General features: G+C 65.8%; 12 protein-coding genes and 1 pseudogene. 2 read left to right on the top strand and 11 right to left on the bottom strand.

Going from position 1 to position 13,153, the window contains the following annotated elements; genetic code table 11:
* Positions 1 to 4: 4 nt before the first annotated feature.
* From ACFQDH_RS10945 to ACFQDH_RS10930, 4 genes are all read right to left on the bottom strand, one after another.
* Positions 5 to 1,003, bottom strand: coding sequence for a hemolysin family protein (locus ACFQDH_RS10945; protein WP_382404845.1), 999 nt, complete (start codon positions 1,001 to 1,003; stop codon positions 5 to 7).
* The gene (locus tag ACFQDH_RS10940; protein ID WP_382404844.1) at positions 894 to 2,339 is read right to left on the bottom strand and encodes a hemolysin family protein; all 1,446 of its coding nucleotides are present in this window, start codon (positions 2,337 to 2,339) and stop codon (positions 894 to 896) included. Before ACFQDH_RS10940 ends, ACFQDH_RS10945 begins: the two co-directional genes overlap by 110 nt.
* A 338-nt stretch (positions 2,340 to 2,677) precedes the next feature.
* Entirely contained in the window at positions 2,678 to 3,256 is a 579-nt protein-coding gene (locus ACFQDH_RS10935; RefSeq protein WP_382401200.1) for a PadR family transcriptional regulator, read from the bottom strand.
* Entirely contained in the window at positions 3,253 to 4,101 is an 849-nt protein-coding gene (locus tag ACFQDH_RS10930; RefSeq protein ID WP_382401198.1) for a DUF4097 family beta strand repeat-containing protein, read from the bottom strand. The genes ACFQDH_RS10935 and ACFQDH_RS10930 overlap by 4 nt, the downstream gene beginning before the upstream one ends.
* A gap of 290 nt (positions 4,102 to 4,391) precedes the next feature.
* Here ACFQDH_RS10930 and ACFQDH_RS10925 point away from each other — a divergent pair.
* Together ACFQDH_RS10925 and ACFQDH_RS10920 are read left to right on the top strand one after the other, a co-directional pair.
* Positions 4,392 to 4,481, top strand: a pseudogene (locus tag ACFQDH_RS10925) (hypothetical protein); the annotation flags it as partial.
* A complete protein-coding gene (locus ACFQDH_RS10920; RefSeq protein WP_382401196.1) occupies positions 4,439 to 8,233 on the top strand; it encodes a multifunctional oxoglutarate decarboxylase/oxoglutarate dehydrogenase thiamine pyrophosphate-binding subunit/dihydrolipoyllysine-residue succinyltransferase subunit in 3,795 nt (1,264 codons plus the stop codon). The pseudogene ACFQDH_RS10925 and the gene ACFQDH_RS10920, both read left to right, overlap by 43 nt.
* Before the next feature lie 164 nt (positions 8,234 to 8,397).
* Here the strand turns inward: ACFQDH_RS10920 and ACFQDH_RS10915 are convergent, their stop codons facing one another.
* From ACFQDH_RS10915 to ACFQDH_RS10885, 7 genes are all read right to left on the bottom strand, one after another.
* Positions 8,398 to 8,538 carry a PIN domain-containing protein gene (locus ACFQDH_RS10915; protein WP_382401194.1) on the bottom strand — a complete coding sequence of 47 codons (141 nt, stop codon included), beginning with the start codon at positions 8,536 to 8,538 and terminating at the stop codon, positions 8,398 to 8,400.
* Between the two features lie 337 nt (positions 8,539 to 8,875).
* Entirely contained in the window at positions 8,876 to 9,688 is an 813-nt protein-coding gene (locus ACFQDH_RS10910) for an ABC transporter permease (protein ID WP_382401192.1), read from the bottom strand.
* Positions 9,685 to 9,894 carry a hypothetical protein gene (locus ACFQDH_RS10905; RefSeq protein WP_382401190.1) on the bottom strand — a complete coding sequence of 70 codons (210 nt, stop codon included), beginning with the start codon at positions 9,892 to 9,894 and terminating at the stop codon, positions 9,685 to 9,687. The genes ACFQDH_RS10910 and ACFQDH_RS10905 overlap by 4 nt, the downstream gene beginning before the upstream one ends.
* Positions 9,894 to 10,529: an ABC transporter permease gene (locus tag ACFQDH_RS10900; protein WP_382401188.1), complete on the bottom strand. Its 636-nt coding sequence runs from the start codon at positions 10,527 to 10,529 to the stop codon at positions 9,894 to 9,896. Before ACFQDH_RS10900 ends, ACFQDH_RS10905 begins: the two co-directional genes overlap by 1 nt.
* A complete protein-coding gene (locus ACFQDH_RS10895) occupies positions 10,529 to 10,795 on the bottom strand; it encodes a TOBE domain-containing protein (RefSeq protein ID WP_382401186.1) in 267 nt (88 codons plus the stop codon). Before ACFQDH_RS10895 ends, ACFQDH_RS10900 begins: the two co-directional genes overlap by 1 nt.
* On the bottom strand, positions 10,789 to 11,661 hold the full coding sequence (locus ACFQDH_RS10890) for an ABC transporter ATP-binding protein (protein WP_382401184.1): 873 nt from the start codon (positions 11,659 to 11,661) through the stop codon (positions 10,789 to 10,791). Before ACFQDH_RS10890 ends, ACFQDH_RS10895 begins: the two co-directional genes overlap by 7 nt.
* Positions 11,642 to 12,829: an ABC transporter substrate-binding protein gene (locus ACFQDH_RS10885; RefSeq protein WP_382401182.1), complete on the bottom strand. Its 1,188-nt coding sequence runs from the start codon at positions 12,827 to 12,829 to the stop codon at positions 11,642 to 11,644. The genes ACFQDH_RS10890 and ACFQDH_RS10885 overlap by 20 nt, the downstream gene beginning before the upstream one ends.
* Positions 12,830 to 13,153 lie beyond the last annotated feature (324 nt).

The following is a 13,153-nucleotide window of genomic DNA, read 5'->3' as shown; positions in this document are numbered from 1 at the left end:
GGGGCTAGCGCTGGGTGGCGTCGTCGACCTCACCGACGAGCTCTTCGAGCACGTCCTCGAGGAAGACCACTCCGAGCACCTCGGCGGCTGCGCTGTCCACGACTCGTGCGAGGTGCGCGCCGCTGCGCTGCATCGTCACGAGCATGTCGTCGACCTCGTCCGTCGGAGCGACCGTCGCGAGCGGCCGGATGCGACGGGGCGGCACCGGCTCGGCATACGCCTCCTCGGTTGCATAGAGCACGTCCTTGAGGTGGACATACCCGGCGATGACACCGCGGCGGTCGAGCACGGGATATCGCGAGAAGCCGTGCTTGGCGACGAGCCGCTCGATGTCCTCCGGTGTCGCACCGACCGACACAGTGATCAGCTCGTCGACCGGCACCGCGACATCGGCAGCCACTCGGTCGGTGAACTCCAGCGCACCCTGCACCCGCGCGGACTGCTCGTGCGGGAGCAAGCCCTCGCGCTGCGACTCGGCGACGATCAGCTCGACCTCTTCGGCCGAAAACGCCGATGTGGCTTCGTCTTTCGGCTCCACGCCGAGTCGGCGCACCGCCCACTTCGCGATCGCTTCCAACGCGCGAATGATCGGCCCCAGCACTCGCGTCACCCACAACAGAGCGGGCGCGAGCACCAGCGCGGCACGGTCGGGGCCGGCGATCGCGAGGTTCTTCGGCACCATCTCGCCGAGCACGACGTGCAGGTACGCGACGATCAGCAGCGCCAGCAGCAAAGCCACGACTGTCGCCAGACCGTCCGGCGCCCCAATGCTGGTGAAGAGCGGCTCGATCAGATGGTGCAGCGCGCCCTCGGCGACCGCACCCAGCAGCACCGAGCACACCGTGATGCCCAACTGCGCGCAGGCCAGCAACGACGAAACGTTCTCCAGCGCCTCAAGACTCAGCTTCGCGCGCCTCGAACCGGACGCCGCGAGCGGCTCCAGTTGCGAGCGCCGCGCGGCCATGACCGAGAACTCGGCGCCGACGAAGAACGCATTGCCCAACAGGAAGACGAGCGACAGGATGAGGCTCATTCGGAATCCCCTGTATGACGGGGGCTATTCGCACCCGATCAACCCGCCGGCCATCCATGACGACCACCCGCAGCGACCACCCGTCGAGCATGACTTCATCCCCGACCTGGGGCACGCGCCCGACGGTCGCCATCACGAAGCCACCGACGGTCTCGTAGTAGGCGCCTTCGGGGATCGTCGCGCCGATCCGGTCGTGTACCTCGTCCGGCCGCCAGAGGCCTGGGACCGTCCAAGACCCATCGGGCAGAAGGCGACTCACGTCCACCCGCGGGTCGTGTTCGTCGCTGACCTCGCCGACGATCTCCTCGATGACGTCCTCGAGCGTGACGACGCCGGAGGTGCCGCCATACTCATCGACCACGATCGCCAACTGGAAACCACCGGCGCGCAACAGGAGCAGCAGCGGGTCGAGCAGCATCGTCTCCGGCACCAGTACGGGCCGGATCATCAGTGCCGTCACGGGCACGTCGTCGCGGCGGTCCTGCGGCACCGCGATGGCCTTCTTGACGTGGACCACGCCGACGACGTCGTCCCAGTCGTTGCCGATCACCGGGAAGCGCGAATGTCCAGTGTTACGAGCCAGATCCACCACATCGGTGGCGGTGGCGTCGCGTTCGACATACGCACAACGCACGCGAGGGCTCATGACGTCGGAAGCGGTCCGCTCACCGAAGTTGAGCGACCGGGTGAGAAGTCGCGCGGTGCCCTCCTCCAGCGTCCCGGCCTCTGCCGAACGACGCACCATCGAAGACAACTCCTGCGGCGTGCGTGCCGCGCTCAACTCCTCCTGCGGCTCGATGCCGAAGCGACGCAGCACGGCGTTCGCCGACCCGTTGAGTATGACGATCAACGGCTTCGTCACGGTGGCGAAGGCTCGCACGGGTCCGGCGACGACCTTCGCGACCTGTAGCGGCGCGGAGATGCCGAGGAACTGCGGGATCAATTCACCGAAGATCATCGAGAAGAGCGACGCGATGACCAGCGCCACGACGGTGGCGACCGCTGCGGAGGCGGCCCCGGAGACACCGATCGATTCCAGCGGGCCTTCCAGCAGGGCGCCGAGCGACGGCTCGACCAGATAGCCGAGCACCAGCGTGGTGATCGTGATGCCGACCTGGGCGGCAGAGAGTTGTGTCGAGAGCCGACGCAGCGCGGCAAGCACGGCTCCGGCGCGGACGTCACCATCGTCGATGGCACGCTGCACTGTCGGGCGGTCGAGGGCGACCAGACTGAACTCCGCGGCAACGAAAAGAGCGGTGCCGATGGTCAGCACGACCCCGGCGAGGATGAGGAGCCATTGCAGCAACATGTCGCGCACATAGTTTCATGCCGCCAAGGTGGTCGAGCGCCGCCCTGAGTAGCCGCGAGGTACGAGCGGCGTATCGAAGGGTAGGGCGAGCCCCAAGGCAAGCCCGTATCGAGGCTCCCAGCCGATCTCGATACACCCCCGGCTCGGCCACCTTGGGGGTCGGGACCTCGAGACGCTCGCTCGTTCCTCACGAGCTCCTCGGCCACCTTGGGGGTCGCTCGTTCCTCACGAGCTCCTCGGCCACCTTGGGGGTCGCTCGTTCCTCACGAGCTCCTCGGCCACCTTGGGGGTCGCTCGTTCCTCACGAGCTCCTCGGCCACCTCTGCAAGTGGGAGCTACTTCAGGCGGTCGATCTGGCGCTGGGCTTCGTGCACGATCCGGAGTGCCTCGGAGCGCACCGTTTCACTCGTATGGCGCGAGCGCATCACCTTGCGGGCGCTCTGCCGCAACTCGTTGATGGCGAGCTCGAACTCGCCGCCGGCGCGTCCGCTCATCGATGAGCCGCCGGTCGCGGGCCTGGCGACTCGACGCGCTTCCTGCGCGGCAGCTTTGAGCTCGGCTCGCAGGTCGGCCGCATCGCCCTTGACCCGCGAACGCACAGCGTCGGCGAGCTGGCTCACCGACCGGTCGAGATCGTCCTGCAGGTCGCCCAGGTCGGACTCTCGCGCGGTGACCTCGGCCCGGCCCGCATCGGTGATCGTGTAGGTCACCTTGCGGCCGTCGTCGCCGCGGCTGACCAGGCCTTCTTCCTCGAGTTTGGCCAGGCGCGGGTAGACCGTGCCGGCGCTCGGCGTGTAGAGACCGTTGAAGCGCTGCTCGAGATCGCGCATGATCTCGTAGCCGTGCCGCGGCCCTTCGTTGAGCAACGACAAGAGGTAGAGCCGCAGCTGCCCATGAGCGAATACCGGACTCATTGCGGATCCTTCGTGAGCGACGGCCCGCCCGCGACCGGCTCGGCACGCAGCACCACCACGTCGCCGGACACCGACGATGCCTCCAGGCGCAGCGACTCGTCCCCGTCCCGCGCCTCGCCGCCCCGGTGCCACTTGCCGCCGAGCTTCACGCCGTCGACGATCGCGGCGCCGCTCATCGTGGACACCTTGACGCGATAGCCACCGCCTGCAGGAACCCGGACAGTCACGTCACCGGAGACCGTGTTGGACTCGACCCGCGTGCTGTTGTTGGTCAGGTCGAGGGTGATGTCGCCGGACACACCGTTGAGTTCGACCGGGTCGAGGACGCTGTCCTGCACGGTGATACTGCCCGAGACAGTGTTGGCCTCGAGCCGTCCAGACAGCTTGCGGCCCTCGAAAGTGCCTGACACGCCATTGATCTCCATGCGACCGTCGATGTCGTCCGCGGTCACATCACCGCTGACCGTGTTGAGCGAAGTCCGAGCATGTATGCCGCTCACCACCGTTCCGGCACTCACGGTGTTGATGTCCGTCCGGGCGTCGCGCGGGATGGCGACCGAGACCACTGCCTTGATCTGCATCGACCCGCCGCCGAAGTTCTTGAGCGTCTCCCACAGGTTGCCGCCGTCATGTTTGACGTGGCTGATCTCCAGCTTGTGACCGTTCCAGGTCACCTTGAGTGGCGGTCCGACGACTTCCTGCACCTCGACCTGCGCGGTCGGTGCATCATGCGTCACGACATCGACGTGCCCGCCGACCAACGCCACGGTCAGCCGGTCGACGCGCTCGCCCTCGCCGCCGACGTCGAGCACCTTCGGCCCGTCGAGCTCCCACTGCTGCGCCATGTCGTTTCTCCTCGTTCGTCGGTCACGACATATCGCGTCAATCGTAAACGCGATATGTCGCAACTTACAACACCGTCGGCGACCCGGCCGGCTATCCGACGCGCCACCACCCGACACGCCCCGGATGTCGGGAAATCTCGCCATAGCACACGCCGCAGACCTGCTGTGGTTTCAGACTTGGTGAGCGTTAGGCTGGGCCCGTATGGCGATCCCCGTCGCCATACACCCGAAACCGCACAGCCGACACCTCAGCACGGCCGTGCCGACCTTGATGAAAGAGGCGCATTCGCGTGTCACCCCAGTCGCCTGACCCGCTCGCGACATTCGGACCCAATGAATGGCTCGTCGACGAACTCTACGAGCAGTACAAGCAGGACAAGAACTCCGTCGACAAAGCGTGGTGGAGCTTCTTCGCGGACTACCAGCCGAGCACGCCGAACGCACCGGAGTCGGGCAACGGCCAGCAGACAGCCACTGCGTCGTCGGGGACGACCGCAGCGGCACCTGCCGAGACCAAGAGCCCAGAGACCAAGAGCTCAATCACCACGAGCCCGGCCGCCAAGAGCAACCCCGCAACGACCGAGCCGCCCAAGGGCGCAGCACGGCATGCCCCGAAGGACGCGCCGCGGCCCAACCCCGGGACTGGGAGTTGAAGGAAGCCAAGGTCATCGCGCGCGACGCAGCCACCCCCAGGGTCCCGGAGGTCGACCCGGCCGAGGACCAGAGCGTCCCGCTGAAGGGCGTCGCCGCCCGCATCGTCTCCAACATGGAGGCCAGCCTCGAGGTCCCGACCGCGACCAGCGTGCGCGCGGTCCCGGCGAAGCTGCTGATCGACAACCGGATCGTCGTCAACAACCACCTGTCGCGCAGCCGCGGCGGCAAGGTCAGTTTCACCCACCTGATCGGCTACGCGATCATCCGCGCGCTGAAGCTGATCCCGGAGATGAACTACGCCCTGGGCGAGGACGAGAAGGGCAAGCCGACCCTGGTCAAGCCCGGTCACGTCGGCTTCGGCCTGGCCATCGACCTGGCGAAGCCGGACGGCTCGCGCACCCTTGTCGTGCCGAGCGTCAAGGGCGCCGAGGAGATGGACTTCGCGCAGTTCTGGGCGGCATACGAGGAAATGGTCCGCAAGGCGCGCGGCAACAAGCTGACGCTCGAGGACTACGCCGGCACGACGATCAGCCTGACCAACCCGGGCGGCATCGGCACGGTCCACTCGATCCCCCGCCTGATGAAGGGCGCGGGCGCGATCATCGGTGTCGGCGCGCTGGAATACCCCGCGGAGTGGCAGGGCGCCAGCTCCGACACGCTCAACAACAACGCGGTCAGCAAGATCATCACGCTTACCTCCACCTACGACCACCGCGTCATCCAGGGCGCGGTCTCCGGTGAGTTCCTGCGCGTGGTGCACCAGTTGCTGCTCGGTGGCGACGGCTTCTACGACGACATCTTCCAGTCGCTGAAGATCCCCTACGAGCCGATCCGCTGGGTCCAGGACATCGACGCCGGGCACGACGACGACATCAACAAGGTCGCCCGGGTGCAGGAGCTGATCCACTCCTATCGCGTGCGCGGCCACCTGATGGCCGACACCGACCCGCTGGAATACAAGCAGCGCCGGCACACCGACCTCGACGTCACCACGCACGGCCTGACCCTGTGGGACCTGGACCGCACGTTCCCCACCGGCGGGTTCGGTGGCAAGCCGTTCCTGAAGCTGCGCGAGATCCTCGGCATCCTGCGGGACGCCTACTGCCGCTCGATCGGCATCGAATACATGCACATCCAGGACCCCAAGCAGCGCGCCTGGGTGCAGAGCAAGGTCGAGAAGGGCTACGAGAAGCAGTCCAGCGCCGAGCAACTTCGCATCGTGCGCCGGCTCAACGCCGCGGAGGCCTTCGAGACCTTCCTGCAGACGAAATTCGTTGGCCAGAAACGCTTTTCGCTCGAGGGCGGCGAGTCGGCCATCGCGGTGCTCGACCGGATCATCTCCGAGGCCGCCGACGACAAGATGGACGAGGTCTGCATCGGTATGCCGCACCGCGGCCGCCTCAACGTGCTGGCCAACATCGCCGGCAAGTCCTACGGACAGATCTTCCGCGAGTTCGAGGACCAGCAGTCGCCCAAGTCGGTGCAGGGTTCCGGTGACGTGAAATACCACCTCGGCACCGAGGGCACCTTCACCTCCGACGCCGGCAACAGCGTCAGCGTCTACCTCGCGGCCAACCCCTCCCACCTGGAGGCGGTCAACCCGGTGCTCGAGGGCATCGCACGCGCCAAGCAGGACCGCATCAACCTGGCCGGCGCCGACTTCACGGTGCTGCCGATCCTGATGCACGGCGACGCAGCGTTCGCCGGTCAGGGCATCGTCGCCGAGACCCTCAACCTGTCGCAGCTGCGCGGTTACCGCACCGGCGGCACGATCCACATCGTGGTCAACAACCAGGTCGGCTTCACCACCGCACCGTCGCAGAGCCGCAGTTCGACATACAGCACGGACGTCGCCCGGATGATCCAGGCGCCGATCTTCCACGTCAACGGTGACGACCCGGAGGCGTGTGTCGGGGTGGCCGAGCTGGCCTACGAATACCGGCAGAAGTTCAACCGTGACGTCGTCATCGACATGGTCTGCTACCGCCGCCGTGGTCACAACGAGGGCGACGACCCGTCGATGACCCAGCCGATGATGTACAAGCTCATCGAGGCCAAGCGCAGTGTCCGCAAGCTCTACACCGAGGCACTGATCGGTCGCGGTGACATCACGCCCGACGAGGCCGAAGCAGCGCTGAAGGATTACCAGAAGCAGCTGGAGCGCGTCTTCACCGAGACCAAGGCCGCCGAGCAGGAGCTGTCCGCGCCCGCCGCCGACAGCTCGGTCGGCACCGACGCCGAGGGCCACGGCGGCCTGGAGCGGCCGTCCGCGCAGGAGGCCGACGACAACCGCGCCGACGGCAGTGTCTTCGACACCGCGATCAGCAGCGACGAGTTGCTGACCATCGGCAAGACCTGGTCCAACCCGCCGGAGGGCTTCACCGTCCACCCGAAGCTCGCCAAGCTGATGCAGCGTCGTGCGGACATGACGACCAGCGGCGGCGTCGACTGGGCGATGGGTGAGCTGCTCGCGTTCGGTTCGCTGCTGATGGAGGGCACCCCGGTGCGGCTGGCCGGTCAGGACAGCCGCCGCGGCACGTTCGTGCAGCGGCACTCGGTGCTGATCGACCACACCAACGGCAACGAGTGGACCCCGCTGCGTTACCTGTCCAGTGACCAGGCGTGGTTCTGGGTCTACGACTCGTTGCTGAGTGAATATGCCGCGCTCGGCTTCGAATACGGCTACTCCGTCGAACGTCCGGACGCGCTCGTGCTGTGGGAGGCGCAGTTCGGCGACTTCGTCGACGGCGCGCAGACCATCATCGACGAGTTCATCAGTTCCGGTGAGCAGAAGTGGACTCAGCGTTCGTCGGTCGTGCTGCTGCTGCCCCACGGTTTCGAGGGCCAGGGCGCCGACCACTCCTCGGCACGCATCGAGCGCTTCCTGCAGCTGTATGCCGAGGACAACATGACGATCGCCTACCCGTCGACGCCGGCGTCATACTTCCACCTGCTGCGTCGCCAGGCGGCGGCTCGCCCGCGCAAGCCGCTGATCGTCTTCACACCGAAGCAGTTGCTGCGTCTGAAGGCCGCGACCTCCAACACCGAGGACTTCACGCAGGGTCGTTTCCGTCCGGTGATGTCCGACCACGAGTCGCCGAAGCCGGAGGACGTGACCCGGGTTCTGCTCGCTTCGTCGCGGGTGGTCTATGACCTGGAGGCCGAGCGCGCCAACCGTGGCGACGCCCAGACCGCGATCGTGCGCGTCGAGCAGCTTGCGCCCATCCCGGCGCAGGAGATCGCCGACGAGCTGGCCAAGTACCCGCACGCTGAGATCGTCTGGGTGCAGGACGAGCCGAAGAACCAGGGCGCCTGGCCGTTCATGGCACTCAACCTGCCGGAGTTGCTCGCTCCGCTCGGCGAGACCCGCCCGATGCGGCTGGTCTCCCGTGCGGCCGCGGCGGCTCCGGCCACCGGCTCGCACAAGCGTCACGACGAGCAGCGCGAGCAGCTGATGAAGCAGGCCTTCGACCGCTAAAGCTGGTCGAGCGTCGCCCTGAGGAGCCCGTGAGGAACGAGCGGGCGTCTCGATGGGTAGGGCGAGCCGCTAGGCGAGGCCGTATCGAGACCGCGAACCAGCAACGAATCGGGCCGCACACGGATTTCCGTGTGCGGCCCGATTCGTATGCTGCTCAACAGCTGTCAGCCCTCGACCGGGTCGAACACCTCGAACCCCAGTTCCTGGGCGACATGCGACATGTTCCTGCCGTGACTGACGATGACGAGATCTTCCAGTCCGGACTGCAGCGCCGACGCCAGATGTATGGCGTCCACGGTCTTCACGTGCGGCACGATTGCTGGTTCGCGCTCTGTCCCCGAACCGGCGACCGTCGCCGCTTATGTACGCAGCCGCCCCCGAAACGCGTACTAACCGGCGACCGTCGCCGCTTGTGTACGTCACGCAGCAGGCGGCCACGGTTGACGGTCGAAACGGTCATTGACTGCGCAGCTGCGGAGTCAATGGCTGTCTCGACCGTCAGCCGCGGTTTCGAGCGTCAATGGCGACGCTCGACCCGCAGGGTGGGTCTCGATGCGGGCTCGACCCTGGTCTCGATACACCTCCCCCGCTGCGCTCCTCCGGCACTCGACCACCTTGGGTGCGCTCGACCCGCATGGGTGGTCAGGCTTTGGCGCGCTTGGACCGCCTGCTGAAGACGTCACCCATCAGCACCAGGACCACGGCGAGCATGAACATGATCGTGCCGATCACGTTGACCTGCATGGGAACGCCGCGCTGCGCAGAGCCCCACACGAACATCGGGAACGTCGTGGTCTGGCCGGCATTCAGGTTGGTGATGATGAAGTCGTCGAACGACAACGAGAAGCTCAACAGTGATGCCGCGAGTATGCCGGGCAGGACCAGCGGGAAGGTGACCTTCCAAAAGGCCTGGCGTTCATTGGCATACAGGTCCATCGCCGCACTCTCGAGGTCTTCGTTCATGCCACCGAGCCGCGCCTTGACGGTCACGATCACGAACGACAGACAGAACATCACATGCGCGATCAGGATGGTGATGCCGCCGAGGTGAGCGCTCTGGTGCAGCGACACGAAGAGCGCCAGCAGCGACGAACCCATCACGATCTCCGGCGAGGCCATCGGCAGGAAGATCACGATGTTGGCCAGCGACCGCCCGGCGAACTTGTGCCGCACCAAAGCGAACGCCGCCATCGTGCCGATCGCGACGGAGATCGCGGTCGCGACGACGCCGATCCACAGGCTCGTCTTCAGCGACGAGCACATGCCCTGCGGACCGCAGATGTTGGTCCAGTTGTTCGTCGTAAAGCGTTGGAACGAATACAGATTGCGGTTCTTGCTGCTGTCGTTGAAGCTCATCAGCACGACGACTGCGATCGGCAGCAGCATGTAGGCGAGCACCAGCAGCCCAATAACCAGGGCGAACCTGTCGGCGATGAAACGGCGCAGAGTTTTCATACCAGTTCCTCCGTCCCGCTCTTACGGATCCAGATCATCACCATCACCAGAATGATCACCATCAGCACAACGGACAGCGCGCCCGCAGCGGCATAGTCGTTGCTCGTGGTGAACAGGTCTTGTATGACGTTGCCGACCATCCGCTGGTTCGGGCTGCCGAGCAGTTGCGCGTTGATGTAGTCACCGGTTGCGGGGATGAAAGTCATCAGTGTCCCGGACACGACGCCGGGCAGCGAGAGCGGGAAGGTGACCCCCAAAACGCTTTGACCGGAGTGGAATACAGGTCGGAGGCGGCTTCGATCAGCCGTGGGTCCATCTTCTCCAGGCTGGCGTAGAGCGGCAGCACCATGAACGGCAGGAAGTTGTAGGTCAGTCCGGCGATGACCGCGACGGGCGTTGCCAGCAGGTGCCCGTTGTGCCCGAGGACGTGCACCGTCTTCAGCGAGTTCACGATGACCGAGTCGTCGCCGAGGATCAGCTTCCAGGAAAGCGTCCGCACCAGGAAGCTGGTGAAGAACGGCGCCGCGACCAGCACGAGCATCAGGTTGCGCCACCGACCGGCCTTGAAGGCGATCGCGTAGGCGAGGACGTAGCCCATCAGCAGGCACAGCAGGGTGGCGATGACGCCATACACGAGGGAGCGCAGGACGAACGGCCAGTACTTGTCGATCGCGGCCGGGAAGTTCTGGAAGTGCCACGTCATGTGGTAGCCGGTGTTGATCGAGCCCTTGGGGTTGAAGAGGCTCGCGGACACCAGCGAATAGAACGGTATGACGAAGAAGAACCCCAGCCAGATGGCTGCCGGCGTGAGCAGCAGGTAGCCGGTGTATTTGCGTTTCACTAGTCGTCCTCGATGCCGGCATTGACGTCCTGGCTGGCGTCCAGCAGGAACGCGTACTCCGGCCGCCAGGACACCGAGACCTTCGTGCCCGGGGCGAGCAGGCCCCGAGCGCCGGTGTTCTGCTCGAACGCCATCAGCTCTTTGCCCCACGGCATACGCACTTGGTACTGGGTGCTCACACCGATGAAGCTCACGTCGGTGATCACGCCACCGTTGAGCGTGTTGCCGGGTGCGTCGATGGCCTCACCCTCGGGAGCGATCAGCACCTTCTCCGGGCGTATGCCGAGCCAGCCCTCCCCGAGTCACTGTGTGCACGGTCGGCCCGCACCGACACCTTGGTGCCGTGCATGTCGCCGACAACGAAGTCACCCTCGTGTCCGTGGATGGTGGTGGCGATCAGGTTGGACTGGCCGAGGAAGTTGGCCACGAAGGTGGTCTTCGGGTTCTCGTAGAGCTCGTTGGGCGCACCCATCTGCTCGATGACTCCGCCATTCATCACCGCGATGGTGTCGGCCATCGTCATGGCCTCCTCCTGGTCGTGGGTGACGTGGACGAAGGTGAGGCCGACCTCGGTCTGAATCCGCTTGAGTTCCAACTGCATTGCGCGTCGCAGCTTGAGGTCGAGCGCGCCGAGCGGCTCGTCGAGCAGGAGCACCTCGGGTCGGTTGATCAGCGCACGCGCGAGCGCCACCCGCTGCTGCTGGCCACCGGAGAGCTGGGCCGGCTTCTTCTTCGCCTGCGCCTGAAGCTCGACCAGCTCGAGCATCTGGTCGACGGCCGGCTTCACTTCCTTCTTGCCGCGGCGCCGCAGCCCGAAGGCGACGTTGTCGGCGATCGTGAGGTGCGGGAAGAGCGCGTAACTCTGGAAGACGGTGTTGACCGGGCGCCGGTAGGGCTTCTCGTAGGTGATGTCGAAATCGCCGAGGTGGATGCTGCCCGACGTCGGTCGCTCGAGGCCGGCGACCATCCGCAGCGTCGTGGTCTTGCCGCAGCCGGACGGGCCGAGCAGCGCGAAGAAGGAACCCTGTGGGACGACCAGGTCGAGCTCCTTCACGGCGGTGAAAGTGGCGAATTCCTTTGTCAGCTGCGAGATTCGCAGGTCTCTGCCACCCTCATCCGCCTTGGACGTCATTGAAGTCTCCCTTGTAATTGCGCTCTTTGTATTCGGGCAGGGTCATGAAGGAGTGCGTCTGCTTCAGCGTCTTCTCGGACGGGAAGATCAGCTGGTTGTTGACCAGGGACTTGTCGACCTTGGCCATCGCCTCCTGGCCACCCTTCACCGGGCAGATGTAGTTGTTGTATGCCGCGAGCCGCGCGGCCACTTCGGGCTGGTAGTAGTAATTGATCCACTCCTCGGCGTTCAGCTCGTGCTGCGCCATGTTGGGGACCAGCATGTTGTCCGACCAGATCATGGCGCCCTCCTCGGGCGTCACGAACACCAGGTTCTTGTCACCCGAAGCGGCGATGTCACCGGACCAGGCGATGGACGCCTTGAGGTTGCCGGCGGACAGGTCGTTGATGTATTCGTTGCCGGTGAAGGCGCGAATCTGCCCGCTCTGACGGGACTTTCGCAGTTTCTCGATCGCCTGCTGCCACTGGGCGTCGGTGAAATTCGACGGGTCGGAGCCGTCGGACAGCAGCACCAGGCCCATCGTGTCGGGCATCTCGATCAGCACCGAGATGCGGCCGTTGAGGTCGCGCCGGGTGAGCAGGTCGGTGACGTTGTGCACGCCTCCCGGCAGCACCTTCTTGTTGTAGGCGATGCCGGCCAGCCCGCCCTGCCACGGCGCGGAGTATTTGCGGGTCGGGTCGAAGTCGACGTGGCGGTATTGGTCGAGCAGGTTCTCGTGCAGGTTGGGCACCTTGGACGCGTCCAGCGGCTGGATCCAGCCGAGGTTGATCATCCGGGCCGCCATCCAGCCGGTCAGGACCATCAGGTCGCGCCCGGTGCTCTGGCAGCCGCCGAGCTGGTTCTTGACCTTGGCGAAGAACTCGTCGTTGTCGTTGATGTCCTCGGTGTAGGTGACCTTGATGCCGGTCTGCGCCTCGAAGTCCTGCATCGTGGTCTTGGTCTTCGAGCCCTTCTCGGGCTGGTCGATGTAGAGCGGCCAGTTGGACACGTTCAGCCGCTTGTCCGAGGACTGGTCGCGTGCCCGGCACGACGCCGGGCTCTGCTTGAGGCTGGGCGTGCCGAAGGCCGGCAGCACGGCGACGCTGCCGACGCCGAAGGCACCGGCAGCGCCCCATTTGAGGACGGAGCGACGGTCGAGCGAGCGCGACGCACCGGAGGATCTGGTCAAGGGGAACCCTTCCGCGGAGGATTGGAGAATCCTGGCACGTCTGCCATCCCGCGACAACGAAACGCGGATTTCGTTGCGCCGAGTACCAAGGCATGGACAAAGGGCGGAATGACGCCACTTTCAGGGGTACGGAATCCGCACCCCAAGGTGGCCGAGGCGCCGCGCACCCCAAGCGGGTTGAGTAGGTGGAGGAGCGGAGCAGGGGAACCGTATCGAAACCGCGACCGTCTCGAGGCCCCACACCCAAGCCGGCCGAGGAGCCGCGCACCCCAAGCGGGTTGAGTAGGTGGAGGAGCGGAGCGGGGGAACCGTATCGAAACCGCG

This window comes from Flexivirga alba, from assembly GCF_042661025.1.
Taxonomy (GTDB): domain Bacteria; phylum Actinomycetota; class Actinomycetes; order Actinomycetales; family Dermatophilaceae; genus Flexivirga; species Flexivirga alba.
Note: the sequence above shows the minus strand (reverse complement) of the source record. Positions and strands in the feature narration are given on the sequence as shown.